We start from the raw sequence: 25,411 nt of genomic DNA, 5'->3' as shown, positions 1-25,411 counted from the left end.
CCTGTCGCGCCCACTTGAGCGTGAGATTGCTCCATGTAGAACGGAAGGGCAGATAAATTGAGCGGGGGGATGGGGGATGAAAAATTCACTTATAGCATTCGGTTTGATGACGGTGTTTGCCGTTCAGACGGCGCCGTCTTCAGGCGCCGTTTTGAATTATGCTTTCTCAGTTGAGATCACCCGCAGCTCTCCGGTCAATCCGTCTGGTAATCCATTCACCGGACATGTTTTCACGGGCACATTTTCCGCCGACACCGACACTGGGCTGGTCACCAATTTCGCTGCAAATCTATTGGATGGTAGCTTTCAGGCGGCGAGCCTTAGCAACGCGGCCCATTTCGACGCGGGTGGCAATCTGACGCATCTGACGTTCAAATCGTCGGTCGAGGCACCTGACGGCATCCGTGGCTTTGGCTTTACCGATGGGTTTACCCCGATCCAAGTCTCCGTGTTTGGTCTCAATCCCAGCAATTATTTCGCGTATCTAAGCCCGAGCAGCATCATCCAAGGCGGCGGTACGCCGGTTTTCACCTTGTTAGGGAATGCGGTCCCTGAACCCGCGACATGGGCGATGATGGTTCTCGGCTTTGGTTTTGCCGGCGCAGCGCTGCGAAAAGGGCGTAGGATGCGTCTCGCCGCAGCTGCCTGAAACGGGCAGGGCAGGGCAACAATGCCGGTTCGCCGCGACACGGTGCCGCCATGCCGGCCCGTTTCGCGGGTGGGCGATATTTCAATCGGGCATTTGAATCCTTCGCATCGCGCGCTTATGTAGGTCGAACACGCCGCACGCAGACGGAGGGTAGGTGCTCGTAGTCGTTCTTCTTGCCATGGTGGCAGCGTTTCTGGCGTTGCGGCTGTATATGGTGCTGGGTAAGCGCAGCGGCCATGAACAGTCGCTCCCGCGCCCTGCCAGCGAGCGGGTGGTGACGGCGCCCACGATGCGCCCGGTTCCCGAAATCGCCGCAGACGCGCCGCCCCCGGTCGACAGCCTGATCGAACCGGATGCCGCCGCCGGGCTGCGCGCTATCGTCGCCGCCGATCCCAGCTTCGACGCCGGCCGCTTCCTCGACGGCGCGCGCAGCGCTTATCGCATGGTGCTTGAGGCGTTCTGGAAAGGCGACGAGGAAGAATTGGGCTGGCTCACCTCGGATGAGGTGCGCCGGTCGTTCAGCGACGCGATCGCCGCGCGCACGGCGGCGGGCGAAGTGCTCGACAATCGGCTGGTGTCGATAGAGCGCGCCGTGATTTCCGCGGCTTCGGTAAGCGACAAGGTCGCCAGCATCACCGTGCGCTTCGACGCGGACATAGCCGCCGTTACCCGCGATAGCGAAGGCAAGGTGCTTGCCGGTTCGCTGACCGATGCCGTTCCCACCCATGATGTCTGGACCTTCAGCCGCACCGTGCGCGACAAGGACCCGAACTGGGTTCTGAGCGACACCGACGAAGCGGCGTGAGGGCGGCGCTCGGCGCGGCGCTGGCCGCGGCCGTTCTGTTGTCCGGTTGCGCGCCGCGACTGGTGCCGGCCGGCGTGCCTTCCGCGCCGTCGCCCCAGCCGTACCCGGCCCCGCGCCCCGCGCCTGACCGCGCGGCCCAGCCGACCCCGGCGACCCCGCTGCCGCCGATGCCGTCGGCGCCGATCCCGGTCGATTCCGGCACCGCGCGGCAGGCCGGCGTCGTCGGCGGGCCGCTGGTGTCCAGCCTGCCTTTCGACCGCGAACAGGCGCGTCTGGCGCTGCAGGCGTTCCGAATCAGTTGTCCGGCGCTGCTCCGGCGCGGCGATGCGTCGGGTCTGACCCGCGCGGAAGACTGGCGCCGGGCCTGCGATGCCGCGGCCGCCGCCCCGGACTCCGCCGATCCGGTCGCCTTCTTCACCCGCTGGTTCGAAACCGCGCAGGTCGGCGGCGGCGCCGCCTTCGCCACCGGCTATTTCGAACCGGAAATCGCTGGGTCGCGCACCCCGTCCGCCGCCTATCCGGTCGCGGTCTATCGCCGGCCGGGCGACCTGATCGACGTCGATCTCGGCGCTTTTTCCGAAGAGTTGAAGGGGCGGCGGATTCGCGGCCGCGTCGCCGGCACCGCCTTTCTGCCGTATTTCGACCGGGCGGAGATAGAGGACGGCGCGCTCGCCGGGCGCGGGCTGGAACTGGCCTGGGCGGCGGACCCGATCGAATTCTTCTTCCTCCAGGTTCAGGGTTCCGGCCGGCTGCGCCTGCCCGACGGCAGCGTGATGCGGATCGGCTATGACAGCCAGAACGGCCGCGATTACACCGGCATCGGCAAGCTGCTGCGCGATCGCGGGCTGATCGGTCCCGGTCAGGCGTCGATGCAGGGCATTGTCCAGTGGCTGCGGGACAACCCGGCCGAAGGGCGCGCGGTGATGCGCGAGAACAAGAGCTGGGTGTTCTTCCGCGAACTGACCGGGCCGGGGCCGGTGGGCGCGATGGGTGTTCCGGTCACCGGCCATGCCACCGTCGCCGCCGACCCGAAATTCGTGCCGCTCGGCGCGCCCGTCTGGTTGTCGCTCGACCGGCGCGAAGGCACCGGCATCTGGGTGGCGCAGGATACCGGCGGCGCGATCAAGGGCGCCAACCGTTTCGACACTTTCTGGGGCGCGGGCGATCAGGCGCGGGCGATCGCCGGCGGCATGTCCGGTCGCGGCACCGCCTTCCTGCTGCTGCCCATCGGCACGCTTGCCCGGTTGCAGGTGGAGGGCGGCTATGGCGGATCGGCCGCTCGGCGCTGAAGAAAGCGCGCTCTGGGCGCGGGTGATCGCGACGGTAACGCCGCTGCCCGGCCGCACGCCGCCGCCGGCATCGCCGCCGCGCCCGGCCTCTCCAACCCCGCGCCCGTCCGACGCGAAGCCCGCCGCCGCGCGGCCCCCGTCGCCACCACCCCCGCCACCGCGCACGCCGCCCCCGCCCCCCGCCAATACGCTTGACGGCGGCTGGGACCGGCGGCTCGGCCGCGGGCTGGTCGCGCCCGACCTGACCGTCGACCTCCACGGCCACAGCCTTGCTTCCGCCTATGCGGTGCTTGACGAAGGACTGGCGCGGGCGATCGCGGCGGAGGCGCGGCTGATGCTGCTTGTCACCGGCAAGCCGCCGCGCGGCGACGGTGCACGGCGCGGCGCGATCCGCGCCGCCGTCGCCGACTGGCTGGCCGCGTCCCGCCACGCCGCCGGCATCGCGGCGGTGCGCGGCGCCCATCCGCGCCATGGCGGCACCGGCGCGCTTTACATCGTGTTGCGCCGCCGCCGGCTGGGCAGATAATCTTAACCCATAAGGTGTAGCATTGCCGTTTCGGGGTTGGGGGGACGGCGGCGGCACATGGAAGGCAATTCACTGAAAAGCAGGGCGATTGCCTTTGCTTTCTGTGTCGGCGCCGTGTCGTTCATCCTGGCGATGCTGGCCGGTGCCGCCCATGGCGGCGGGCGCGGATTCTATGTCGCGCTGGTCATCGCGATCATCTGCGCGGTGATGAGCTGGGCCTCGGCCGAACGGGCGCTGGCCGGCGTGGCGGAGGCGATCGACGCCGCAATCGCGCGGCTGGCGAGCGCGGCGGAAGGCGACCTGCTGTCGCCGACACCGGAACCAGTCGCCACCGCATTACCGGAATTGTCCCGCTCGCTAGACGGGCTACTGGCGCAGGTGCGCGGCAATCTTGAAAGCGTTCACACGCTGGCGATGTACGATCCGGTCACCGCGCTCGCCAACCGCACCAACTTCCGCCGCGAAGCGGCGGCCATGCTGCGTGAGTTGCCGGTCGACACGCTGTCGGCGCTGCTGTTCATCGATCTCGACAAGTTCAAGGCGGTCAATGACAGCATGGGCCACGCGCAGGGCGATCACCTGCTGGCTATGGTCGCCAACCGGCTGCGCGCCGTCGTCGCGCCGGACGGGCAGGGCGTGCCGCGCTTTGCCCGTCCGCCGCTGATCGGCCGCCTCGCCGGCGACGAATTCACCATTCTCGTGCCCGAAATCGCGGAACCGGACGCGGCGCGCACACTCGCCCGCGATATCCTCTACGCGTTGACGGAGCCGTTCGACCTTGCCGGACATCAGGTGGAAATCGGCGCGTCGATCGGCATCGCGCTGCGCCCGGCGCATGGCCGCGCGCTCACCGATCTGATGCGCGCCGCCGATGCCGCGATGTACCATGCCAAGGACAGCGGGCGCGGCCAGGTGCAGCAGTTCAGCGCCGCGCTCGCCGACCGGCTGGAAACCAACCTGCAAATTGAACGCGATCTGCGCCATGCCCTCGATCATGGCGAATTCGCGCTGGTGTTCCAGCCGCAGGTCGATCTGGCGAGCGGCCGGACGGTCGGCGCGGAAGCACTGCTGCGCTGGGAACATCCGCTGCTTGGCACCCGCCTGCCGCAAAGCTTCATCGGCCGGGCGGAAGACAGCGGCCTGATCGCGCCGATCGGCGACTGGGTGATCGACGCGGCGGCGGCGGCGGCCGCCCGCTGGGCGGACCATGCCGGGGTCGCGCGGCTGGCGATCAACGTCAGCCCGCGCGAAATCGCCCGGCCGGAATTCTTCTCCCGGCTGCGCGCGGTGCTCGCCCGCCATGGCGCGCCCGCCAGCCGGCTGGAGATCGAGATCACCGAAACGCTGGCGATGGAATGCGGCGAAACCGTGCTCGCCGCGCTCGCCGCCCTGCGCGCCGAAGGGGTGACGATCGCAATCGACGATTTCGGCACCGGCTATTCCAACCTCGCCCGCCTGCGCGCCCTGCCGCTGGACAAGGTCAAGATCGACCGAAGCCTGATCGTCGACATCGCCGAATCGGAAGAAGCGCGCAACGTCGTCCACGCGGTGATCGGGCTGATCCATGGCGTCGGCTGCCTGGCGGTGGCCGAAGGGGTCGAAACCGAAGAACAGCGCGCCGTGCTCGCGGTGATCGGCTGCGACATGATTCAGGGCTATGCCGTTGCACGCCCGATGGCGGAGGCGGCGTTCGGCGCCTGGCTGAACGAACGCGCCGCCACCCCGGTCGTCGCCTGAACCCTTTCCGCCACGACCGTCGCCTGCGGCCGCCGCGGCTAAATCGCGCCGCCCCCGGCCATGGCCAGCGCCGCATCGCTTGCCAGCGTGTCGGCGCGCTCGTTGTCGGGGTGGCCGGCATGGCCCTTCACCCACGCCCATTCCACCGTATGCGGCGCCGCGGCGGCGACCAGCGCCTGCCACAGGTCGGCATTTTTCACCGGCTTGCGGTCGGCGGTCTTCCAGCCGTTGCGCCGCCAGCCGTGGATCCATTTGGTCAGCCCGTCCATCACGTAACGGCTGTCGGTGGTCAGCGTCACGCGGCACGGCCGCTTCAGCGCCTCCAGCGCCATGATCGCGGCGGTCAGCTCCATGCGATTGTTGGTGGTCAGCGCCTCGCCGCCCGACAGCGTCTTCTCGCGCGCGCCGGACCGGATGATGGCGCCCCAGCCGCCGGGGCCGGGGTTGCCCTTGCACGCCCCGTCGGTGGCAATCTCGACTGTCGGCAGCGCGTCGCTCACAGCAGCCCGCCGCCGGCATAGGCGTCCAGCCGGTTGAGGAAGGCGAGGGGGTCCTTGCGCGTCACCAGCGCGTCCGCCGGCGTGTTCAGCCAGTCCCAGGCGCGGGTCAGCAGGAAACGCAGGCAGGCGCCGCGCGCCAGCGCCGGCAACGCCGCGCGCTCCGCATCGCTCAGCGGCAGCGCCGCCTCGTATCCGCCGATCATCGCCGCCGACAGCGCCGGGTCGAACCGGGTTCCGCCGGGGTCGAAGCACCAGGCGGCATGGGCGACGGCCAGGTCCCAGGCGCGAACCTCGGTGCAGGCGAAATAGAAGTCGATGACGCCGGTCACCGCGTCGCCCAGCATCAGCACATTGTCGGGAAACAGATCGGCGTGGATCACCGATTGCGGTAGCGCCGCCGGCCAGTGTGCGTCGAGCCAGGCCAGTTCATCGGCCACCCGTCCACCAAGCCCCGGCGCGATCCGGTCGAGCGCATCGCCGCAATTGGCGGCCAACTGGTGCCAACCGGCGATGCCCAGGCTGTTCGGCCGCGCGCCGGTGAAATCGGCCAGCGCCAGGTGCATCCGTGCCAGCGCCGCGCCCGCCGCCCCGGCCTGCGCCGCAGTGGGCGTCGTCGGCGAAACGCCGGACAGGAATTCGATCAGGCATGCCGGGCGGCCGGCGACGGTCTGGATCTGGGTGCCGTCACGGGCGGGGATGGCGCGCGGCACCGGGCAGCCGGCGGCGGACAGATGGTCGAGCAGCGCCATGAAGAACGGCAGGTCCGCCGCCGCCACGCGCTTCTCATACAAAGTGAGGATGAACCGCCCTTTGGTGGTTTCCACCAGATAATTGCTGTTCTCCACCCCTTCGGCGATGCCCTTGGCGGAAACGAGGGTGCCGACGGCGTAGCGGGTCAGCAGCGCGTCCAGCACCTCGGCCGGAACATGGGTGTAAACCGCCATCGATCAGGCCGACGCGCTGTCCAGGCCGTGCGGCAGCTTGAACACCATCCGCTCGGTCATGCTCGTCACTTCCTCCTCGCTGACGGTGAAACGCTCCGCCAGCCGGTCGACCACTTCGCGGACCAGCAGCTCCGGCGCCGATGCCCCGGCGCTGATCCCCAGCGTCGCGACGTCGTCCAGCCAGGCGAAATCGATGTCGGCGGCACGCTGGATCAACCGGGTCGGCACGCCTTCGCGCTCCGCCACCTCGACCAGCCGCACCGAATTTGAACTGTTCGGCGCGCCGATCACCAGCACCGCGTCGCAGGCGCGGGCGATGGCCTTGACCGCCGCCTGCCGGTTCGATGTCGCGTAGCAGATATCCTCGCCGCGCGGCCCCTGAATGGCGGGGAAGCGGGCGCGCAGCGCGGCGACGACGGCGGCGGTGTCGTCGACCGACAGCGTCGTCTGGGTCAGGAAACCCAGCTTTTCCGGGTCGGGCGGGTTCAGCGTCGCGACGTCGTCGACGGTTTCGACCAGCGTCATCCAGCCTTCCGGCACCTGGCCCAGCGTGCCGATCACCTCCGGGTGGCCGCGATGGCCGATGAAGATGATGTGGCGCCCGGCCTCGACCTGCCGTTCGGCCTGGCGGTGGACCTTGGACACCAGCGGGCAGGTCGCATCGACATAGGTCAGGCCGCGCTCCGCCGCCTTGTGCGGCACCGCCTTCGGCACGCCGTGGGCGGAAAACACCACCGGCGCGTCGCTCGGCACTTCGTCCAGCTCCTCGACGAACACCGCGCCTTTCGCCTTCAGGCTGTCGACGACATATTTGTTGTGGACGATTTCGTGGCGGACGTAGACCGGCGCGCCATATTTGACGATCGCCAGCTCGACGATGCGGATCGCGCGGTCGACGCCGGCACAGAAGCCGCGCGGCGCCGCGATCAACAGCTTGAGGTGGGGTCTCGAAGGGGGCGTGGCCGTCATCTCGCGGACGCCCTACGCCATTGCTTGCTTGCGCGGAAGCGCCTTCCTATGCTTTTCGGGCCGATCAGCCGGCCGTTCGCGTGCAAGGACCCTCATGCCCCTACATTCCAAGCCGATCGCTCTCGTCGCTCTTCTCCCGCTGGCGCTGGCCGCGTGCAGCCAGAAGGGGGAATTCAATGCCTCCGCGGCGGGGCTGGGCGTCAACGTCGTCCGTTCGCCATGCCCGGCGGTCGGGGTGCCGAATTACACGGGGGACATCACCCTGTTCAATCCGCCGGCGAGTCGCGCGGCGGCGGCGATCGACGTGACCGCGACGATCACCAACATCCGCACCACCTGCGAGGACGACAAGGTGTCGGCCGAACTGGTCAGCACCTCCACCTTCGACGTGCAGGCGCGGCGTGCCGATACGCGCGGGGCGCGGACGGTGCCGCTGACCTATTTTTCGACCGTCGTGCGCGGCGGCGATGCCGTCGTGTCGAAACGGCTGGGGCAGGTGGTCATCCATTTCGCCGATGGTGAGGCGCGCGGCTCCGCCAGCGGCAGCGCCAGCGCGGTGGTCAACCGGGCGGCGGCATCGCTGCCCGAAAACATCCGGGAACGGCTGACCCGCAAGCGCAAGGCCAGCGATCAGGACGCGTCGATCGACCCGCTGGCCGAACCGGAAGTGCGCAAGGCGGTGGCGACGGCGACGTTCGAGGTGCTGATCGGTTTTCAGCTCAACCCGGACCAGTTTCAGTACAACGTCACCCGCTGACCGCCGGGGCATCGTCAAGGCTTATTGACTTGGGCGATTGGCCCGGCCAAGGCTGCGCGCGTCTTCGGCGGGTAACCGCCGGGGCCGCGCGGGAGAGCGTGGTGCCGGTTTCACCGGGGCCGCCGCCGAAGGAGCAACCGCCCCGGAAACTCTCAGGCCAACGGACCGCGCCGGCCAGGACACTCTGAAAAGCGGACGGCGCAAGCCGTCCCACCGAAGGGGTAAGCCGCCGATCGGGCGGTGAAAGCTCTCAGGTTCCATGACAGAGGGGGCAGTCGAGCGGGGGGCGTAGGCCTCTTGCGACGCTGTCACCAGATCAGGGAACCGATAATGACCGACGAATCAGCCGAAATCGGGGATCGCCTGCTGCCGCTGGACGCCTGGCACCGGGCGCACGGCGCGCGCATGGTGTCGTTTGCCGGCTACCAGATGCCGATCCAGTATGAAGGGATCATGGCCGAACACCAGTGGACGCGCACGTCCGCCGGCCTGTTCGACGTCAGCCACATGGGCCAGTTGCTGTTCATCGGCGACGCCGCCGACGCCGCGCTGGAAGGGCTGCTCCCCGGCGACATCAAGGGGCTGGCGGAAGGGCGGATGCGCTATTCGCTGCTGCTCGCCGACGATGGCGGCATCCTCGACGACCTGATGGTCACGCGCCGCGCCGACGCCATCTACATGGTGGTCAATGGTGCGACCAAGGAAGACGACATCGCCGTGCTGCGCGACGGCCTGCCCGACGAAATCACGATCAACCACATGGAAGATCAGGCGCTCCTCGCCCTGCAGGGGCCGAAGGCGGCGGCCGTGCTGGCGCGGCTGGCGCCCGGCGCCGACGGCCTGTTCTTCATGGAAGCCGGGGCGTTCGAAATTGCCGGAATTCCCGCCTGGATCAGCCGTTCCGGCTATACCGGCGAGGACGGCTACGAACTGTCGATTCCGGCCGAATCGGTCCAACAGGTCGCCACCCTGCTCACCGATCAGCCGGAGGTGAAGCCTGTAGGACTTGGCGCCCGCGACTCGCTCCGGCTGGAGGCTGGGTTGCCGCTCTATGGGCATGATGTAGACCCGACAACTACGCCGGTAAGCGCCGACCTCGGCTTCGCCCTCGCCAAGCGCCGGCGGGAGGAACGCAGCTTCCCCGGCGCGGAGCGCATCCTGCTCGAACGCGAACAGGGCGCGATCCAGAAGCGCGTCGGCCTGTTCGTCGACGGCCGCCAGCCGGTCCGCGAAGGCGCGATGGTCCTCGACGGCGAAGGCAATGAGGTCGGCCGCGTCACCAGCGGCGGCCACTCGCCGACGCTCGAACGGGCGATCGCCATGGCCTATGTCCCCACCGCGCTCGCCGCGCCCGGTACGCCGGTCACCCTGTCCCAGCGCGGCAAGGTGCACAGCGCCACCGTCGCCGCCATGCCGTTCGTTCCCCACCGCTATCACCGAAAGGGAAGCCCGAAATGACGACCCATTATTCCAACGACCATGAATGGATCGCCGTCGCCGACGGTATCGCGACGGTCGGCATTACCGATTACGCCCAGGCGCAGCTTGGCGACATCGTCTTCGTCGAAGTGCCGCAGGCCGGCACCGCGCTCAGCAAGGGCAAGGAAGCCGCCGTCGTCGAATCGGTGAAGGCCGCCTCCGACGTCTACGCGCCGGTTTCCGGTGAAGTGGTCGAAGGCAACGCCGCGCTGGAGGCGGACCCGTCGCTGGTCAACACCGCACCGGAAAGCGATGGCTGGTTCTTCAAGCTGAAGCTGGCCGACCCGGCCGAGCTGGACGGGCTGATGGACGAGGCCGCCTACCAGGCGTTCATCGCCACCCTCTGACATGGCGCGCAACCCGGCCAGCCAGTGGAACCCGGCGGACTATGCCGTCAACGCCGGCTTCGTGCCGGCGCTTGGCGCGCCGGCCGTCGCTCTGCTGGCGCCCCGGCCGGGCGAACGCATCCTCGACCTGGGCTGCGGTGACGGCGCGCTGACCGAAAAGCTGGCTGCCGCCGGCGCCGTCGTCCACGGCGTCGACGCATCGGCGGAGATGGTCGCCGCCGCCCGACAGCGCGGCCTCGACGTCGCGGTCGCCGACGGGCAGGTGCTCGCCTTCGACGCCGCCTTCGATGCAGCGTTCAGCAATGCCGCGCTGCACTGGATGCTGGACCCCGCCGCGGTCGCCACCGGGGTGTTCCGCGCCCTGAAGCCCGGCGGCCGCTTCGTCGGCGAGATGGGTGGTGACGGCAACGTCGCGATCCTGCGCCGGGGCATTCGCGACGAACTGGTCGCGCGCGGCTACCCGGTCCCGGCGGAAGACCCGCAATGGTACCCGACGGTGGAGGCGTTCACCGCAGTCTACGCCGCCGCCGGCTTCACCGATATCGAAGCGTGGCTGATCGAACGACCGACGCCGCTGCCGCATGGCGCCGCCGCCTGGTATACTACTTTTCGCGCTGGCTTTCTGGACAGCGCCAGCGTGCCGGAGGCCGAGCAGGCGGCGATCGCCGCCGCCGCCGAGGCGCGCGTCGCCCCGGCGCTGCGCCAGCCCGACGGCCGCTGGCTCGCCGACTATATCCGCCTGAGATTCACGATGAGGAAACCGCTCTGACATGCGCTACCTGCCGCTGACCGACGCCGACAGGCGCGCGATGCTCGACAGCATCGGCGTCGATTCGATCGATGCGCTGTTTTCCGACGTGCCAGAGGCCGTCCGGCTCGACGGGCCGTTGCCCGGCCTGCCGACCCACGCCTCCGAACTGTCGGTGGAACGGCAACTGACCGCGCTGGCGCGCCGCAACATGGTGGCCGGCGACGTGCCGTTCTTCCTCGGCTGCGGCGCCTATCGCCACCATGTGCCGGCCAGCGTCGATCATCTGATCCAGCGCGGCGAGTTCCTGACCGCCTACACGCCCTACCAGCCGGAAATCGCGCAGGGCACGCTGCAGATGCTGTTCGAGTTCCAGAGCCAGGTTGCCCGGCTGTTCGGCTGCGATGTCGCCAATGCGTCGATGTACGACGGCTCCTCCGCCTGCTGGGAAGCGATCGTGATGGCGCGGCGCGTCACCCGCCGCAACAAGGCGCTGCTGTCCGCCGGCTTGCACCCGCATTACGTGTCGGTCGCGCAGACGATGGCGCGCTTCACCGGCGACGATCTGCACAGCGCGGCACCCGCGCTGTCGGCCGAAACCGACCTGCCGACGCTGCTCGCCGCGATCGACGACCAGACATCCTGCGTCGTTGTCCAGTATCCCGACATCCTCGGCCGGATCGGCGATCTGAGTGAAATCGCCGCGCGCGCGCATGAAAAGGGCGCGCTGCTCGTCGCCGTCGTCACCGAACCGGTGGCGCTGGGCGCGATCCGCTCGCCCGGCGAGATGGGGGCGGACATCGTCGTCGGCGAAGGCCAGGCGATCGGCGTCGGCCTGCAGTTCGGCGGGCCTTATGTCGGCCTGTTCGCCTGCAAGGAGAAATTCGTCCGCCAGATGCCGGGGCGGCTGTGCGGCGAGACCGTCGATGCCGAGGGCAAGCGCGGGTTCGTCCTGACCCTGTCGACCCGCGAACAGCATATCCGGCGCGAGAAGGCGACGTCGAACATTTGCACCAACAGCGGGCTGTGCGCGCTTGCCTTCTCGATCCACATGACGCTGCTGGGCGAAAAGGGGCTGCGGGCGCTGGCCGTGGCCAACCACGCCGCCGCGGTCGCTGCCGCAGACCGGCTGGCACGGGGGCCGGGGGTTGAGTTGGTCAACACCAGCTTCTTCAACGAATTCACCCTGCGGCTGAGCAAGGAGGCACGGCCGGTGGTCCGCAGCCTTGCCGATCGCAGCATTCTGGCGGGGGTGTCGCTTGGGCGCCTCTACCCGGGCGTCGACGCGCTTGCCAACGGTCTGGTCGTCGCGGTGACGGAGACGACGACGGCGGAGGATGTCGAGGCCCTTGCACAGGGCTTGCAGGAGGTGCTGGCATGACGATCAACCAGAGCGGCTGGCGCCCGGAGCGCCCCGAATCCGACGCGGCGAACGCCGGGGACACCTTTACCGGTAATCGTGCGCTTATGCTGGAAGAACCGCTGATCTTCGAGATCGGCGGCAACAGCACGACCGGCGTCGATTTCGACGCCGCTCCCACCGCTGGCGTGGACCGGCTTGCCGGCCTGGGACGGACGGCGGCGATCGGCCTGCCAGGCCTGTCGGAGCCGGAGACGGTGCGTCATTACACCCGGCTCAGCCGGCAGAATTACGCAATCGACCTCGGCCTGTTCCCGCTCGGCTCCTGCACGATGAAGCACAACCCGCGGTTGAACGAGAAGCTGGCGCGGCTGCCCGGCTTTGCCGACGTTCACCCGTTGCAACCGGTCGATACGGTGCAGGGCGCGCTGGGCGTAATCAACGAACTGGCGCACTGGCTGATCCGGCTGACCGGGATGTACGGTGTCGCGATGACGCCCAAGGCCGGCGCCCATGGTGAGTTGTGCGGCATATTGTGCATCAAGGCGGCGCTGGAAGCGCGCGGCGAGAACCGCAAGGTCATTCTCGTCCCCGAAAGCGCGCATGGCACCAACCCGGCGACCGCCGCCTTCGCCGGCTTCGCGATCGAGAATATCCCGGCCAATGCCGACGGGCGGGTCGATCTGGATACACTGAAGGCGCGGCTGGGACCGGATGTTGCCGGGGTAATGATCACCAACCCCAATACCTGCGGCCTGTTCGAACGCGACATGAAGGCGATTTCGGACGCGGTCCACGCGGTCGGCGGCTATGTTTATTGCGACGGCGCCAATTTCAACGCGATCGTCGGCCGGGTCCGCCCCGGTGATCTCGGCATCGACGCGATGCACATCAACCTGCACAAGACCTTCTCGACCCCGCATGGCGGCGGTGGTCCGGGGGCCGGGCCGGTGGTGCTGTCGGAGGCGCTGGCGCCTTACGGCCCGCTGCCGTTCACCGCGCGCTACGCTGATGGGCATATCCGCCTGATCGAGGAAGAGACGGCGCAGGACGACCATCCGAACAGCTTTGGACGGATGACGGCGTTCAACGGGCAGATGGGCATGTTCACCCGTGCGCTCGCCTATATCCTCAGCCACGGCGCCGACGGTCTGCGCCAGGTAGCGGACGACGCGGTGTTGAACGCCAACTACATGCTTCGCCAGCTGGAAGACGTGCTGGAGGCGCCGTTCGGCGCCAGCGGCCCGTGCATGCACGAGGCGCTGTTCTCCGACGCCGGATTTGCGGAGGGCTTCACCACGCTCGACATCGCCAAGGCGCTGATCGACGAGGGTTATCATCCGATGACGATGTATTTCCCGCTTGTCGTCCACGGCGCGATGCTGATCGAACCGACCGAGACCGAGAGCAAGGCGGCGATCGACCAGTTCATCGGCGCGCTGCGTTCCGTCGTGGAACGGGCGAGGGCGGGCGACCCGGCGTTGAAGGCGGCGCCGCATTTCGCGCCGCGCCGCCGCCTCGACGAGACACTGGCCGCGCGCAAGCCGGTGCTGGTGTGGAAGGCGCCGGACCTGCCGGTCGCCGCCGAATAGGGCGGCGCGGACAGCGCAACTTTAGTGCGCAAAACCTGTCCGCGCTGGACATCCGGCCAGCGGCGAGTATTGACGCGCTGCACCAAAGGAGCAGTCAGATGGGTTATCGGGTCGTAGTTGCGGGCGCCACCGGCAATGTCGGGCGCGAGATGCTGAACATTCTCGCGGAGCGCGAATTCCCGATCGACGAGATCGCTGTGCTTGCTTCCTCGCGCTCGGCTGGCGACCAGGTGGAGTTCGGCGAGACAGGCCGGATGCTGACGATCAAGAATATCGAGCATTTCGACTGGGCCGGCTGGGACATGGCGCTGTTCGCCATCGGGTCGGAAGCGACGGCGATCTACGCGCCGATCGCCGCCAAGGCCGGCTGCACGGTAATCGACAACAGCTCGCTTTACCGGACTGACCCGGACGTGCCGCTGATCGTGCCGGAAGTGAATGCCGATGCGATCGATGGCTACACCAAGAAGAATATCATCGCCAACCCGAACTGTTCGACCGCGCAGATGGTCGTCGCGCTGAAACCGCTGCATGATGTGGCGAAGATCACGCGTGTCGTCGTTTCGACCTACCAGTCGGTGTCCGGCGCCGGCAAGGCGGGAATGGACGAGCTGTTCGAGCAGAGCCGCAACATTTTCGTCGGCGATAGTGCGGAACCGAAGAAGTTCACCAAGCAGATCGCGTTCAACGTCATTCCGCATATCGACAGCTTCCTCGATGATGGCTTCACCAAGGAAGAGTGGAAGATGGTGGTCGAGACCAAGAAGATCCTCGATCCGCACATCAAAGTTGTCGCCACCTGCGTGCGGGTGCCGGTGTTCGTCGGCCATTCCGAGGCGCTGACCATCGAGTTCGAAAAGGAAATCTCCGCCAGCGAGGCGCAGGCCGTGCTGCGCGAGGCGCCGGGCGTGATGCTGGTCGATAAGCGCGAGGATGGCGGTTACACAACGCCGGTCGAATGTGTCGGCGATTTCGCCACCTATGTCAGCCGCGTGCGCGAGGACCCGACGACCGACAACGGCCTGGTGCTGTGGTGCGTGTCCGACAATCTGCGCAAGGGCGCCGCGCTGAACGCGGTGCAGATCGCTGAACTGCTTGGCCGACGGCACCTGAAGAAGGCGGCCTGAACCCGGCCTATTCCATCGCGATATGCTGCGGCGCGCCGGCTTCATACGCCGGCCGCCGCAGCAGCAAGACCAACGGGATCGCGAGCAGGGTGACGATCATCATCAGCTTGAAGTCGTCGAGATAGGCGATCATCAACGCCTGCCGGTTGATTTCGGCATCGATCATCGCCAGCGCCGTTGTCCCCGCATCCCCCAGCATCTGCGCGTTGCCGGGGTCGATCGACGGCAGGCTGAACGGGGTGATGTGCCCGCTCAGGTCGGCATGGCTGGTCTGCGTGTTGCGAACCAGCATCATCATCACCAGCGAAATGCCGGCGGAGGAGCCAATGCTGCGGAACAGGTTGAGCAGGCTTGCCCCTTCCGTGCGGTGGCGTGGGGCGAGGGTGGCGAAGGCGCTCATGTTGAGCGGGATGAACACCAGCCCCATGCCGAGGCCCTGAACGGTGCCGCTGACCACGATCATGTACCAGTCCATGTCGAGCGACCAGATCGTCATCTGCCACAGCGAGAAGGCGGCAATGGTCATGCCACTGCCGATCAGGATGCGCGCGTCGACCTTCTCGCTCAGCTGGCCGGCGATCCACATGCTGATCAGCACGCCCACCCCGCGCGGGGCGAGCAGGATGCCGGTGTCGATCACCGAATAGCCCCAGAGGGTCTGTAGCATGGGTGGCAGCAACGCCATCGTTGCGAACATCATCAGCCCGATGACCAGCATAAAGAACAGCGCGGTCAGCAGGTTGCGGTTGAGCAGCATTTCGCGCTCGAACATCGGCTGCTTCGCGGTGACGAGGTGGACGGCGAAGATCCAGGCGGCGGCGATCGCCAGCCCGCATTCGAGAATGATCTCCGGCGAGGCGAACCAGTCCTGCTGCTGGCCGCGGTCAAGCATGACCTGGAAGGCGGCAATGGCCAGCGCCAGCATCAGGAAACCGAACAGGTCGAATCGCCGTCGGAGCAGCGGCCGCGACGGCAGCAGCCAGGCCATCAGAATGAGCGTGACGATGCCGACCGGCAGGTTGACGTAGAAGCACCAGCGCCAACTGAAATTATCGGTCAGCCAGCCGCCGAGCACCGGCCCCATGATCGGCCCGACCATGATGCCCATGCCCCATACCGCCATCGCTTTCGCCTGCCGTTCCGGCGGGTTGATGTCGAGCATCACGGTTTGTGACAGCGGATTGATGAAAGCGGCAGCGATGCCCTGGAACGCCCGGAACACCACCATCTCGCCCAGGCTGGTGGCGATGCCGCACAGCATCGACGCGACGATGAAGGCGGCGAGCGCGCCAAGGAACAGGTTGCGCGACCCGACCCGGTCGGACAGCCAGCCGGTAATCGGCATGGCGATCGCCGAGGCGACGATATAGCTGGTCAGCACCCAGGTGACGCTGTCGACCGTCGCGTTCAGCGACGCCTGCATATGGGGCAGGGCGACGTTGGCGATCGTGGTGTCGAGGATCTGCATCACCGTTGCCATCATGACGGCAACGGTCAGGAGGCCGCGGTGCCGGACCGGCATCGCGGCGCCCTGAGCGGGATCAGGCGCCATTGGGCTTGGTGTCGACCTTCACATGCGCGCTCTGCCCGGCGATCAGCTGGCGCGGCGGTGTGCCGTCGATCGCGATGCGGACCGGGATGCGCTGGGTCACCTTCACCCAGTTGCCGTTGGCGTTCTGCGCCGGCAGCACCGAGAATTCCGATCCTGTACCGGCGCCGATGCTCTCGACATGGCCTTTGAGCGTGATGCCCGGAAAAGCGTCGAGCCTGACCACGGCCGGCTGGCCGACGCGCATGTCGTCAAGGTCGGTTTCCTTGAAGTTGGCCTCGACCCATGACCGGCCGTTGATCACGATACTGACCGCCGGCAAGCCGGATACCATCATCTGGCCGACCTGAAGACGGGTCGACTGGCTGACCTGGCCGGGAACCGGCGCCCGCACCTCCGTCCGTTCCAGATCGAGCTTTGCCTTGTCGCGTACCGCCATCGCCGCGGCAATCTGCGGATTGACGCCGGGCACCGCGCTGCCGGTCGCCAGCTTGGCCTGCGCCTCGGCTGCGCTGTCGACGGCATTGCGCAGCTGGACGTTCGCCTGTTGCAGCACATGCTCCGCCTGCTGCATGCGGGCGAGAGTGGTGAAACCGCGTTTCATCAGCGCCGCCTGCCGGTCGTAATCCTCCTGCGCGAACTTGATCGCGTCGCGCGCGCCGATGATGTCGCCCTGCGTCGCGCGATAGCTGGATTGCAGGCTGGTCACGCCGACCTGTGCGGTGGCGAGCGCGGCGTTCGCCTGCTCCAGCGCGATACGGTACGGGTCCGGGTCGATGCGGAACAGCAGGTCGCCCGCCTTCACCGTCTGATTCTCTCGCACCGCGACGCCGACGATGCGGCCGGCGACGTCGGCGCTGACCGATACCTTGTCCTGCTGGACATAGGCGTTGTCGGTGCTGACAGAGTGGCCGGAAGTCAGCCACAGATAGGCGCCGCAGGCGAGCAGCAGCAGCGGCAGGGACAGCATCAGCGCAAGGCGCGGCGCCCGGCGCCGGCGCGGCGTCGAGTCCTCGTCCGGGGCCTCAACCTCTTCAGCGGCGATGATCGGGCGGTCGGCGTCAGCCATGGGCGATTGCCTTTTCGATTTGCGGTGCGACCAGATTCTGCCTGATCCGGGTCAGTGTCTCATTCAGCCGTTCGCGGTCGGCGGCGGCGATGTCGTCCATGCATTCCTCGAACAGCGCATCGGCAAGCGCGTGCAGCTCACCGACAATTGGGTGCGCCTCTTCGGTCAGGTAAAGCTGCCAGGCGCGGCGGTCCGTCGGGTCGCGCCGCCGCTCCACGAGGCCGGCGTCCTGTAGCCGGTCGACCATCCGGCAGAGGGTGATCGGTTCGACATCGATCAGTTCGGCGAGCGCCCCCTGATTGGCGCCTTCGTTGCGCGACAGGGTGAACAACATTCGCCATTGCGAGCGTGTGACACCGATCTGGCGCGCGCGCTCATCGAAGCGCCGGCGCATCAACCGGGAAACGTCGCCGATCAGGAATGCGGTCGAGTCACTCATTGCGCGCGATATAATAAGCATCATATATTATTACAATGCTTAGTTGCGATGCAGCATCGTCGCCTGTTCAGCTTTGCCGCCACAGCCGGTAACAAGCCGAAACAGGAGATTCGCTATGAGTGCCGAGATGACCGGGGGGATGCCCGCGTGACCGCTGTCCAGCATTTCATCGCCGGTGACGGCACCCGGCTGGCCTGGCGGGAGGTCGGCGCCGGGCGGCCGCTGCTGCTGATCCATGGCTATTTTTCCAACGCGCAAACCAACTGGATCCGCTACGGCCATGCCGAGGCGATCGCTGCACGCGGCTTTCGCGTCATCATGCCGGACCTGCGCGGCCACGGCGACAGTGACAAGCCGCACGACCCGGCCCGCTACCCGTCCGACATACTGGCCGATGACGGGTTCGCTCTGCTTGCCCATCTTGGTCTGTCGGGCGGGGAATATGATCTGGCCGGCTATTCGCTGGGCGGGCGGACGGCGGTGCGGATGCTGGTGCAGGGCGCCCGCCCGCACCGGGCGGTGTTGTGCGGCATGGGGTTGCAGGGCATATTGGATACGCGGGGGCGGGGCGGCTATTTTCGCCATGTCCTCACCCATCTCGGCAGCTTCCAGCGCGGCAGCGCCGAATGGTTGACTGAGGCGTTTCTGAAGACGACGGGCGGCGATGCGGCGGCGTTGCTGCTGATCCTCGACACCTTCGTCGACACGCCGGAGGCGGCGCTGGCGGCGATCGATTGTCCGGTACTGGTCGTCACCGGCAGCGAAGACGACGATAACGGCTCTGGCGAGGCACTGGCCGCCGCCATCCCCGGCGCGCGATTCCAGTCGATCCCCGGCAACCATATGAGCGCGGTAACGAAACCGGAACTGGGACGGGCGATCGCCGACTTCCTCGTGGCTTGACCGGCTACCGCCCGGCGCTCACTCTATCCCCATGAAAAAGGGGATCTACCCATGAAGGTTGTTATTTCCACTCTGGCGCTGGCCGCCGCCCTTGCCCTGTCCGGCGCGGCCGGAAGCGCCCAGCCCGCCGCCAACCGGCCGACGGCGGCGGAGGCAGACGCCTTCGTCGTGGCGGCGGAAAAGGAACTGGCCGATTTCTCGCTCGACGCCGGGCGCGTCGCCTGGATCAACAACACGTATATCACCGACGATACCGATGCGATCGCCGCTGTCTATGCGGAGCGCGGCACCGATATTCAGGTGCGCCTGGCCAAGCAGGCGGCGCATTTCCTGACCGTCCCGGGGCTGTCGTTCGATACCAGGCGCAAGCTGGACCTGCTGCGCGGCGGCATCGTCCTGCCGGCACCGACGACGGCGGGCGCGACGAAGGAACTGGCGGAGATCGCCACCCGGCTCAATTCGGCCTACGGTAAGGGCCGGGGCACGCTGAACGGCCAGCCGATCAGCGGCAACGATATCGAAGCGGCGATGGGCACCAATCGCAACCCCGGTGAACTGAAGGAAATGTGGGCAAGCTGGCACGACAATGTCGGCCGCCCGATGCGCGCGGACTATGCGCGCATGGTAGAGATCGCCAATCAGGGCGCCGTCGAACTTGGCTATGGCGATGTCGGCGCGATGTGGCGGTCGCAATACGACATGGCCCCCGACGCCTTCGCCGCGCTGGCCGACAAGCTGTGGGGCGAGGTGAAACCGCTCTACGACCAGCTTCACTGCTACACCCGCGCCAGGCTGAACGAGAAATATGGCGACGCCGTGCAGGCGAAGACCGGACCGATCCGCGCCGACCTGCTCGGCAATATGTGGGCGCAGGAATGGGGCAACATCTACGATGTGGTCGCACCAGCGGGTTCCGGTGCAATCGGCTACGACATCGGCGCATTGCTCAAGGCGCAGGATTATGACGCGCTGAAGATGGTCCGCACCGGCGAGGGCTTCTACTCCTCGCTCGGTTTCGCACAGCTACCCGAAAGCTTCTGGACGAATTCCATGTTCCTGAAGCCGGCGGATCGCGAGGTCGTCTGCCATGCCTCGGCGTGGGATGTCGACAACAAGGACGATCTGCGCATCAAGATGTGCATCAAAATCGCCAGCGACGATTTCGTGACCATCCACCACGAGCTGGGCCATAATTATTACCAGCGTGCCTACAATAAACAGCCCTATCTCTATTTGAACGGCGCCAATGACGGCTTCCACGAAGCAATCGGCGATTTCGTCGCGCTGTCGATCACGCCGGATTATCTGGTCCGGATCGGCCTGCTGAATGCGGCGCAGGTGCCGGGGCCGGACAAGGATATCGGTCTGTTGCTGCGACAGGCGATGGACAAGGTAGCGTTCCTGCCGTTTGGCCTGCTGATCGACAAATGGCGCTGGGGCGTGTTCTCCGGTGCGATCGCCCCGGCCGATTACAACAAGGCGTGGACCGCGCTGCGCCTGCAATATCAGGGCATCACCCCGCCGGTCGCGCGCGACGACGCGGTAGCGTTCGACCCCGGCGCCAAATACCATGTGCCTGGCAACACGCCTTACGCCCGCTATTTCCTCGCCCGCATCCTGCAATTCCAGTTTTATGAGGCGGCGTGCCGGCAGGCGGGCTGGACCGGGCCGCTCCACCGCTGTTCCTTTTACAACAACAAGCAGGTCGGGGAACGGCTGAACGCGATGATGGAAATGGGGATGTCGAAGCCCTGGCCGGATGCGCTGGAAGCATTCACCGGCAGCCGAGAGATGAGCGGCAAGGCAATGCTCGCCTATTTCCAGCCGCTGGCCGGCTGGCTGAAGGAGCAGAACAAAGGCAGGCGCTGCGGCTGGTAAAGCGCCGCCGCGACGGTGCCGAACTGGTCGCTCAGCGTGTCTGGGCGACCAGTTCGGACAGCAGCGAGAGGTAAGGGGCAAGGCCGATCATCTCGTTGAACCGGCAGCCGATGCGGCCGCCGAGCGCCCAGCGCACCTCCGCCGCGACCGATCCAACGACCGGCAGGCGGATGGTGATCCGGTCGCCCTCGGCGAAGTCGCCCTCGCTGCGCGCCATGAAGCCGGACGCGGAGATGTTGACGACCTGCGCCGGTTCGACGGCGCCGCCGGCGGTGGTGCAGCGCGTGCGGTAGAACACGTCTTCGCGCGCGGCTTCGCGTTGCTCGGCAGGCATCACATTCGGGGCGTAGGCCGCCATACGCGCATCCACAGTAACCGGGGGCAAGCCCCCACGCTCGCCATGCCTAGGCGGCAAAGTTTAAACGGGATGCAAGATATGGTCTTAAGGCCGGTTAACCACGGCCGCCGCGGCGCTGGTCAGCGTAGCAGCAGGCCGTGATTCTTCTTGCCGGCGGACAGGCGGATCGGTGCATCCCCCAGCGTGACCACCGCCGCCTCGTCGCTGACCCGTTCGCCGTCGATCCGGGCGCCGCCGCCCTTGATCAGCCGCCTCGCCTCGCCCTTCGACGCGGCAAGGCCAAGGGCGATCAATGCATCGACAACGCCGATCGTATCCGCCCCGACATGGTGCCGGGGCAGGGCGCCGCCGGCCGCGCCTTCCTCGAAGGTGCGGCGCGCCGTCTCCGCAGCGTCCACCGCCGCCGATTCACCATGGGCGAGGGCGGTCGCCGCATCGGCAAGCTGCTTCTTCGCGGCGTTGATCTCGGCGCCGCCCAACGCCTCCAGCCGGGCGATCTCGTCGAGCGGCAGGTCGGTGAACAGGCGCAGGAACCGGCCGACATCGCCGTCCTGGGTGTTCCGCCAGAATTGCCAGTAATCGTAAGGCGACAGCGCTTCGGCGTTCAGCCACACCGCGCCCGACATCGTCTTGCCCATCTTGCCGCCATCGGCGGTGGTGATCAGCGGCGTCGTCAGGCCGAACACCTGGGTCCCGTCGATCCGCCGGGTCAGCTCTATGCCGTTGACGATGTTGCCCCACTGGTCGGACCCACCCATCTGCAACCGGCAGCCGACGCGGCGGGCCAGTTCACGAAAATCATAGGCCTGCAGGATCATGTAGTTGAATTCGAGGAAGCTCAGCGATTGCTCGCGATCCATCCTGAGCTTCACGGAATCGAAGCTCAGCATCCGGTTGATCGAGAAATGCTGGCCGATCTCGCGCAGGAACGGAATGTATTCCAGCTTGTCGAGCCAGTCGGCATTGTCGATCATCACCGCGTCGGTCGGCCCGTCGCCGAAGGTCAGGAACCGGTCGAACACCTTGCGGATGCCGGCGACATTGGTGGCGATCGTCGCGTCGTCGATCAGCTTGCGCGCTTCGTCCTTGAAGCTGGGGTCGCCGATCTTCGATGTGCCGCCGCCCATCACCACGATCGGCTTGTGCCCGGCCTGCTGCAGCCGGCGCAGCATCATGATCTGGACCAGGCTGCCGACGTGCAGCGACGGTGCGGTCGCGTCAAAGCCGATATAGCCGGGGACGATCTGGTTCGCCGCCAGCCGGTCGAGCCCTTCGGCGTCGGTCAGTTGATGGATGTAGCCGCGCTCGGCGAGCAGGCGTAGGAGGGTGGAGGTATATTCGGTCATGACGCGGCGGCGCTTAACACGGAGGACAAGGGTTGAGTAGCGTGTTGGCGGAGCGCCGGCTGATTCCGCACCCCGATTTCCCGATGCCGGCGATCGCCGCGATCACGGTGCGGCTGTCGCGCGCGGCCGACGGCGCGCTGCTGGTCGAATTCGCGGTGAGCGGAGAGATCGCCGCGCTTCGCCTGCCGCCGCCGGCCGCGCCCGCGCGGACCGACGGTTTGTGGCGCGCCACCTGCTTCGAAGCGTTCGTCGCCGCCCCGGCCGGGCCGGGTTATCTGGAATATAATCTCGCGCCGTCCAGCGCGTGGGCCGCCTACCGCTTCGACGGCTACCGCGCCGGAATGCGCCCCGCCGATGTGCCGCCGCCGTCGATTGTCGCCACCGCTATCCCGGCGCGGCTGACGCTTGCCGCCCGGCTGGCCACGTCGCAGGGCGGGGGAGGGCGGATCGGCCTGTCGGCGGTGCTGGCGGATCGCGGCGGCAGCCTATCCTATTGGGCGCTCGCCCACCCGCCCGGCGCCCCCGATTTTCATCACGGGGATTGCTTTGCGCTCGAACTCCCGGCAGCGGACAGGGCATGAACTTCGGCATCGATCGCCTGCTCGCCGACCCGGCATTGCGTGCTCCGCTCGCCGGGCGGCGCGTCGCACTGCTTGCCCACCCGGCCTCCGTCCTCGCCGATCTGACCCATGCGCTTGATGCGCTGGCGGCCTGCCCGGACATCCGGCTGACCGCCGCATTTGGTCCGCAGCATGGCCTGCGCGGCGACAAGCAGGACAATATGGTCGAAAGCGCCGACTATCGCGACCCGGCGCTCGGCATCCCGGTGTTCAGCCTCTACGGCGAAGTGCGCCGCCCGACCGATACGATGATGGACAGTTTCGACGTGCTGCTCGTCGATCTGCAGGACCTCGGCTGCCGCATCTACACCTTCATCACCACGCTGCGTTACGTGCTGGAAGCGGCGGCGCGCCACGGCAAGGCGGTGTGGGTGCTCGACCGCCCGAACCCCGCCGGCCGCCCGGTCGAGGGGCTAACCCTCCGCCCCGGCTGGGAAAGTTTCGTCGGCGCCGGGCCGATGCCGATGCGCCACGGCCTGACGCTGGGTGAGCTTGGCCTGTGGTTCGTCGACCGGCTGAAGCTGGACGTCGATTACCGGATGATCGCGATGGACGGCTGGCAGCCGGAGGCGGCGCCCGGTTATGGCTGGCCGCTCGGCACGCGCAGCTGGGTCAACCCCAGCCCGAACGCGCCCAATCTGGCGATGGCGCGCGCCTATGCCGGCACGGTGATGGTCGAGGGGACGACGCTGTCCGAAGGGCGCGGTACCACCCGCCCGCTGGAACTGTTCGGCGCGCCGGATATCGATACGCGGGCGGTGATCGCGGAGATGCGGGCGCTGGCCCCTGATTGGCTGAGCGGCTGCATCCTGCGCGACTGCTGGTTCGAACCGACCTTCCACAAGCACGCGGGCAAGCTGTGCGGCGGCGTCCAGATCCATGTCGACGGCCCGTTCTACGACCACGCCGCCTTCCGACCATGGCGGGTGCAGGCGCTGGCGTTCAAGGCGATCCGCCGACTTTACCCGGATTATCCGCTGTGGCGCGATTTTCCCTATGAGTATGAGCTGGACCGGCTGGCAATCGACGTGATCAACGGCGGCCCGGCGCTGCGCGAATGGGTCGACGATGCGGCCGCCGTGCCGACCGACCTCGACGCGCTTGCGTTGCCGGACGAGCAACGCTGGATCGACGAACGCCGGGCCTTCCTGCGCTATTGAGGGCGCAGCAAAGCCATCCGCCAGACCCTGCCGCCGACGGTCAGCGCTTCCGGCTTAACTCGCGCGTTGCCTCGTCGAGGCCGGACAGGGTCAGCGGATACATCCGTCCGCCCATCAGCTCGCGCAGTATCCCGGTCGAGGGGGAATAGCCCCAATGCGCCTCCGCCACCGGGTTCAGCCAGGCGGCGGCGGGGTAGGTGTTGACCATCCGCTGCATCCACACCGCGCCGGCTTCCTCGTTGAAATGCTCGACCGATCCGCCGGGATGACTGATCTCATAGGGGCTCATCGCCGCGTCGCCCACGAACAGCAGCTTGTAGTCATGGCCGAATTTGTGGAGCACGTCCCAGGTTGGCGTCCGTTCGGTGAAACGGCGGCGATTGTCCTTCCACACCCCCTCGTACAGGCAGTTGTGGAAATAGAAGAATTCAAGATTCTTGAACTCGCTGGTCGCGGCGGAGAACAGTTCCTCGCATAGCTTGATGTGCGGGTCCATCGATCCGCCGACGTCAAGGAACAGCAGCAGCTTCACCGCATTGTGCCGTTCCGGCCGCATCACGACGTCCAGCCAGCCCTGCCGCGCGGTGCCGTCGATCGTCGCGCCGATGTCCAGTTCCTCCGCCGCGCCCTCGCGGGCAAAGCGGCGCAGGCGGCGCAGAGCGACCTTGATGTTGCGGGTGCCCAGTTCTCGGTCGGAATCGAGGTTACGGAACGCGCGCTGCTCCCAGACCTTTATCGCCCGGCGATGCCGCCCTTCGCCGCCGATCCGCACGCCTTCCGGATTGTAGCCGCCATGGCCGAACGGAGATGTGCCGCCGGTACCGATCCACTTGCTGCCGCCTTCGTGCCGTTCCTTCTGCTCCGCCAGCCGCTGCTTCAGCGTCTCCATGATCTCGTCCCAGGAGCCGAGCTTCCTGATCTCGGCCATCTGTTCCTCGGTCAGGTACAGTTCGGCGATCTGGCGCAGCCATTCCTCCGGAATGGCGGCATTCGCGGTGGCGCCGTTGCCTTCGATGCCCTTGAACACCTGCGCGAAGACCTGATCGAACCGGTCGAGCAGCCCCTCGTCCTTCACATAGGTCGCGCGCGCCAGATAATAGAAATCTTCCGGCCTCCGGGCGATCACCTCCCGGTCCAGAGCCTCCAGCAGCACCAGATGCTCTTTCAGCGAGGCGGGAATGCCGGCGGCGCGCAGCGCGTCGAGAAAATCGAGGAACATCGCGCCATTCTAAACCAGCGCCGGGGACCGTCCAGTAGTTA

Annotated in this window: 25 protein-coding genes and 1 riboswitch; of the genes, 16 read left to right on the top strand and 9 right to left on the bottom strand. The window is 67.3% G+C overall.

The window, feature by feature from the left end; all coding sequences use genetic code 11:
- Positions 1-76 precede the first annotated feature (76 nt).
- From ACMT1E_RS07955 to ACMT1E_RS07935, 5 genes are all read left to right on the top strand, one after another.
- Positions 77-649, top strand: coding sequence for a PEPxxWA-CTERM sorting domain-containing protein (locus ACMT1E_RS07955; RefSeq protein ID WP_414899518.1), 573 nt, complete (start codon positions 77-79; stop codon positions 647-649).
- Positions 650-803: 154 nt separating this feature from the next.
- Positions 804-1,454 carry a Tim44/TimA family putative adaptor protein gene (locus ACMT1E_RS07950; RefSeq protein WP_414899517.1) on the top strand — a complete coding sequence of 217 codons (651 nt, stop codon included), beginning with the start codon at positions 804-806 and terminating at the stop codon, positions 1,452-1,454.
- Positions 1,451-2,743, top strand: coding sequence for an MltA domain-containing protein (locus tag ACMT1E_RS07945; protein WP_414899515.1), 1,293 nt, complete (start codon positions 1,451-1,453; stop codon positions 2,741-2,743). Before ACMT1E_RS07950 ends, ACMT1E_RS07945 begins: the two co-directional genes overlap by 4 nt.
- Complete coding sequence (locus ACMT1E_RS07940) at positions 2,718-3,269, top strand: Smr/MutS family protein (RefSeq protein WP_414899514.1); 552 nt, start codon at positions 2,718-2,720, stop codon at positions 3,267-3,269. Before ACMT1E_RS07945 ends, ACMT1E_RS07940 begins: the two co-directional genes overlap by 26 nt.
- A gap of 57 nt (positions 3,270-3,326) precedes the next feature.
- Entirely contained in the window at positions 3,327-5,006 is a 1,680-nt protein-coding gene (locus ACMT1E_RS07935; RefSeq protein WP_414899512.1) for a putative bifunctional diguanylate cyclase/phosphodiesterase, read from the top strand.
- 38 nt (positions 5,007-5,044) lie between these two features.
- Here ACMT1E_RS07935 and rnhA read toward each other — a convergent pair whose 3' ends face one another.
- Genes rnhA through ispH form a run of 3 tightly spaced genes read right to left on the bottom strand, consistent with a single transcriptional unit; the run spans position 5,045 to position 7,419 of the window.
- Positions 5,045-5,506: a ribonuclease HI gene (gene rnhA, locus ACMT1E_RS07930; RefSeq protein WP_414899511.1), complete on the bottom strand. Its 462-nt coding sequence runs from the start codon at positions 5,504-5,506 to the stop codon at positions 5,045-5,047.
- Positions 5,503-6,450: a homoserine kinase gene (gene thrB, locus ACMT1E_RS07925; protein WP_414899509.1), complete on the bottom strand. Its 948-nt coding sequence runs from the start codon at positions 6,448-6,450 to the stop codon at positions 5,503-5,505. The genes rnhA and thrB overlap by 4 nt, the downstream gene beginning before the upstream one ends.
- Before the next feature lie 3 nt (positions 6,451-6,453).
- The gene (gene ispH, locus ACMT1E_RS07920) at positions 6,454-7,419 is read right to left on the bottom strand and encodes a 4-hydroxy-3-methylbut-2-enyl diphosphate reductase (RefSeq protein ID WP_414899507.1); all 966 of its coding nucleotides are present in this window, start codon (positions 7,417-7,419) and stop codon (positions 6,454-6,456) included.
- A 94-nt stretch (positions 7,420-7,513) separates the two neighbouring features.
- Here ispH and ACMT1E_RS07915 point away from each other — a divergent pair, with 94 nt between their 5' ends.
- From ACMT1E_RS07915 to ACMT1E_RS07885, 7 genes are all read left to right on the top strand, one after another.
- Positions 7,514-8,176, top strand: a complete 663-nt coding sequence (locus ACMT1E_RS07915) for a hypothetical protein (RefSeq protein ID WP_414899506.1) — start codon at positions 7,514-7,516, stop codon at positions 8,174-8,176.
- 79 nt (positions 8,177-8,255) lie between these two features.
- Positions 8,256-8,354: riboswitch (glycine riboswitch) on the top strand.
- A 152-nt stretch (positions 8,355-8,506) separates the two neighbouring features.
- Positions 8,507-9,634 carry a glycine cleavage system aminomethyltransferase GcvT gene (gcvT, locus tag ACMT1E_RS07910; protein ID WP_414899504.1) on the top strand — a complete coding sequence of 376 codons (1,128 nt, stop codon included), beginning with the start codon at positions 8,507-8,509 and terminating at the stop codon, positions 9,632-9,634.
- Complete coding sequence (gcvH, locus tag ACMT1E_RS07905; RefSeq protein WP_414899503.1) at positions 9,631-10,002, top strand: glycine cleavage system protein GcvH; 372 nt, start codon at positions 9,631-9,633, stop codon at positions 10,000-10,002. The genes gcvT and gcvH overlap by 4 nt, the downstream gene beginning before the upstream one ends.
- A gap of 1 nt (position 10,003) precedes the next feature.
- The gene (locus ACMT1E_RS07900) at positions 10,004-10,771 is read left to right on the top strand and encodes a class I SAM-dependent methyltransferase (protein ID WP_414899501.1); all 768 of its coding nucleotides are present in this window, start codon (positions 10,004-10,006) and stop codon (positions 10,769-10,771) included.
- Between the two features lies 1 nt (position 10,772).
- Positions 10,773-12,131 (top strand): aminomethyl-transferring glycine dehydrogenase subunit GcvPA, encoded by a 1,359-nt coding sequence (gene gcvPA, locus ACMT1E_RS07895; RefSeq protein ID WP_414899500.1) that lies wholly within the window; start codon positions 10,773-10,775, stop codon positions 12,129-12,131.
- Positions 12,128-13,702: an aminomethyl-transferring glycine dehydrogenase subunit GcvPB gene (gene gcvPB, locus ACMT1E_RS07890; RefSeq protein WP_414899498.1), complete on the top strand. Its 1,575-nt coding sequence runs from the start codon at positions 12,128-12,130 to the stop codon at positions 13,700-13,702. Before gcvPA ends, gcvPB begins: the two co-directional genes overlap by 4 nt.
- Positions 13,703-13,800: 98 nt before the next feature.
- Positions 13,801-14,829 (top strand): aspartate-semialdehyde dehydrogenase, encoded by a 1,029-nt coding sequence (locus ACMT1E_RS07885; RefSeq protein ID WP_414899497.1) that lies wholly within the window; start codon positions 13,801-13,803, stop codon positions 14,827-14,829.
- A gap of 7 nt (positions 14,830-14,836) precedes the next feature.
- Here ACMT1E_RS07885 and ACMT1E_RS07880 read toward each other — a convergent pair whose 3' ends face one another.
- Genes ACMT1E_RS07880 through ACMT1E_RS07870 form a run of 3 tightly spaced genes read right to left on the bottom strand, consistent with a single transcriptional unit; the run spans position 14,837 to position 17,886 of the window.
- A complete protein-coding gene (locus tag ACMT1E_RS07880; RefSeq protein WP_414899496.1) occupies positions 14,837-16,351 on the bottom strand; it encodes a DHA2 family efflux MFS transporter permease subunit in 1,515 nt (504 codons plus the stop codon).
- A gap of 19 nt (positions 16,352-16,370) precedes the next feature.
- Positions 16,371-17,447 (bottom strand): HlyD family secretion protein, encoded by a 1,077-nt coding sequence (locus tag ACMT1E_RS07875; RefSeq protein WP_414899495.1) that lies wholly within the window; start codon positions 17,445-17,447, stop codon positions 16,371-16,373.
- On the bottom strand, positions 17,440-17,886 hold the full coding sequence (locus ACMT1E_RS07870) for a MarR family winged helix-turn-helix transcriptional regulator (RefSeq protein WP_414899493.1): 447 nt from the start codon (positions 17,884-17,886) through the stop codon (positions 17,440-17,442). Before ACMT1E_RS07870 ends, ACMT1E_RS07875 begins: the two co-directional genes overlap by 8 nt.
- A 147-nt stretch (positions 17,887-18,033) precedes the next feature.
- Between ACMT1E_RS07870 and ACMT1E_RS07865 the strand changes: the two genes are divergently transcribed.
- Both ACMT1E_RS07865 and ACMT1E_RS07860 read left to right on the top strand, forming a co-directional pair.
- The gene (locus ACMT1E_RS07865; protein ID WP_414899492.1) at positions 18,034-18,789 is read left to right on the top strand and encodes an alpha/beta fold hydrolase; all 756 of its coding nucleotides are present in this window, start codon (positions 18,034-18,036) and stop codon (positions 18,787-18,789) included.
- A 51-nt stretch (positions 18,790-18,840) separates the two neighbouring features.
- Positions 18,841-20,667: a M2 family metallopeptidase gene (locus ACMT1E_RS07860; protein ID WP_414899491.1), complete on the top strand. Its 1,827-nt coding sequence runs from the start codon at positions 18,841-18,843 to the stop codon at positions 20,665-20,667.
- A 31-nt stretch (positions 20,668-20,698) separates the two neighbouring features.
- On the opposite strand, the gene ACMT1E_RS07855 is transcribed toward ACMT1E_RS07860, so the two are convergent.
- Both ACMT1E_RS07855 and tyrS read right to left on the bottom strand, forming a co-directional pair.
- The gene (locus tag ACMT1E_RS07855) at positions 20,699-21,025 is read right to left on the bottom strand and encodes a PilZ domain-containing protein (protein ID WP_414899490.1); all 327 of its coding nucleotides are present in this window, start codon (positions 21,023-21,025) and stop codon (positions 20,699-20,701) included.
- A 119-nt stretch (positions 21,026-21,144) separates the two neighbouring features.
- Positions 21,145-22,371, bottom strand: coding sequence for a tyrosine--tRNA ligase (tyrS, locus tag ACMT1E_RS07850; RefSeq protein ID WP_414899489.1), 1,227 nt, complete (start codon positions 22,369-22,371; stop codon positions 21,145-21,147).
- A 32-nt stretch (positions 22,372-22,403) separates the two neighbouring features.
- On the opposite strand from tyrS, the gene ACMT1E_RS07845 reads away from it, so the two are divergent.
- Complete coding sequence (locus ACMT1E_RS07845; protein WP_414899488.1) at positions 22,404-22,952, top strand: DOMON-like domain-containing protein; 549 nt, start codon at positions 22,404-22,406, stop codon at positions 22,950-22,952.
- Complete coding sequence (locus ACMT1E_RS07840; RefSeq protein WP_414899487.1) at positions 22,949-24,151, top strand: exo-beta-N-acetylmuramidase NamZ domain-containing protein; 1,203 nt, start codon at positions 22,949-22,951, stop codon at positions 24,149-24,151. Before ACMT1E_RS07845 ends, ACMT1E_RS07840 begins: the two co-directional genes overlap by 4 nt.
- A 40-nt stretch (positions 24,152-24,191) precedes the next feature.
- On the opposite strand, the gene ACMT1E_RS07835 is transcribed toward ACMT1E_RS07840, so the two are convergent.
- Entirely contained in the window at positions 24,192-25,370 is a 1,179-nt protein-coding gene (locus ACMT1E_RS07835; RefSeq protein ID WP_414899486.1) for a vWA domain-containing protein, read from the bottom strand.
- Positions 25,371-25,411 lie beyond the last annotated feature (41 nt).

The organism is Sphingomonas flavalba, from assembly GCF_047553045.1.
Taxonomy (GTDB): Bacteria; Pseudomonadota; Alphaproteobacteria; order Sphingomonadales; family Sphingomonadaceae; genus Sphingomonas_L; species Sphingomonas_L flavalba_A.
The sequence above is the reverse complement of the archived record's forward strand: the minus strand, read 5'-3'. Positions and strand labels throughout refer to the sequence as shown.

What these genes read in the sequence shown, in the direction of transcription:
- gcvT (WP_414899504.1), top strand. Translation starts at nt 8,507, where the DNA reads ATGACCGACGAATCAGCCGAAATCGGGGATCGCCTGCTGCCGCTGGAC.
- gcvH (WP_414899503.1), top strand. Translation starts at nt 9,631, where the DNA reads ATGACGACCCATTATTCCAACGACCATGAATGGATCGCCGTCGCCGAC.
- thrB (WP_414899509.1), bottom strand. Translation starts at nt 6,450, where the DNA reads ATGGCGGTTTACACCCATGTTCCGGCCGAGGTGCTGGACGCGCTGCTG.
- ACMT1E_RS07935 (WP_414899512.1), top strand. Translation starts at nt 3,327, where the DNA reads ATGGAAGGCAATTCACTGAAAAGCAGGGCGATTGCCTTTGCTTTCTGT.
- ACMT1E_RS07835 (WP_414899486.1), bottom strand. Translation starts at nt 25,370, where the DNA reads ATGTTCCTCGATTTTCTCGACGCGCTGCGCGCCGCCGGCATTCCCGCC.
- ispH (WP_414899507.1), bottom strand. Translation starts at nt 7,419, where the DNA reads ATGACGGCCACGCCCCCTTCGAGACCCCACCTCAAGCTGTTGATCGCG.
- ACMT1E_RS07880 (WP_414899496.1), bottom strand. Translation starts at nt 16,351, where the DNA reads ATGCCGGTCCGGCACCGCGGCCTCCTGACCGTTGCCGTCATGATGGCA.
- ACMT1E_RS07915 (WP_414899506.1), top strand. Translation starts at nt 7,514, where the DNA reads ATGCCCCTACATTCCAAGCCGATCGCTCTCGTCGCTCTTCTCCCGCTG.
- ACMT1E_RS07855 (WP_414899490.1), bottom strand. Translation starts at nt 21,025, where the DNA reads ATGGCGGCCTACGCCCCGAATGTGATGCCTGCCGAGCAACGCGAAGCC.
- ACMT1E_RS07860 (WP_414899491.1), top strand. Translation starts at nt 18,841, where the DNA reads ATGAAGGTTGTTATTTCCACTCTGGCGCTGGCCGCCGCCCTTGCCCTG.
- ACMT1E_RS07875 (WP_414899495.1), bottom strand. Translation starts at nt 17,447, where the DNA reads ATGGCTGACGCCGACCGCCCGATCATCGCCGCTGAAGAGGTTGAGGCC.
- ACMT1E_RS07840 (WP_414899487.1), top strand. Translation starts at nt 22,949, where the DNA reads ATGAACTTCGGCATCGATCGCCTGCTCGCCGACCCGGCATTGCGTGCT.
- gcvPB (WP_414899498.1), top strand. Translation starts at nt 12,128, where the DNA reads ATGACGATCAACCAGAGCGGCTGGCGCCCGGAGCGCCCCGAATCCGAC.
- ACMT1E_RS07870 (WP_414899493.1), bottom strand. Translation starts at nt 17,886, where the DNA reads ATGAGTGACTCGACCGCATTCCTGATCGGCGACGTTTCCCGGTTGATG.
- gcvPA (WP_414899500.1), top strand. Translation starts at nt 10,773, where the DNA reads ATGCGCTACCTGCCGCTGACCGACGCCGACAGGCGCGCGATGCTCGAC.
- ACMT1E_RS07940 (WP_414899514.1), top strand. Translation starts at nt 2,718, where the DNA reads ATGGCGGATCGGCCGCTCGGCGCTGAAGAAAGCGCGCTCTGGGCGCGG.
- ACMT1E_RS07885 (WP_414899497.1), top strand. Translation starts at nt 13,801, where the DNA reads ATGGGTTATCGGGTCGTAGTTGCGGGCGCCACCGGCAATGTCGGGCGC.
- tyrS (WP_414899489.1), bottom strand. Translation starts at nt 22,371, where the DNA reads ATGACCGAATATACCTCCACCCTCCTACGCCTGCTCGCCGAGCGCGGC.
- ACMT1E_RS07955 (WP_414899518.1), top strand. Translation starts at nt 77, where the DNA reads ATGAAAAATTCACTTATAGCATTCGGTTTGATGACGGTGTTTGCCGTT.
- ACMT1E_RS07900 (WP_414899501.1), top strand. Translation starts at nt 10,004, where the DNA reads ATGGCGCGCAACCCGGCCAGCCAGTGGAACCCGGCGGACTATGCCGTC.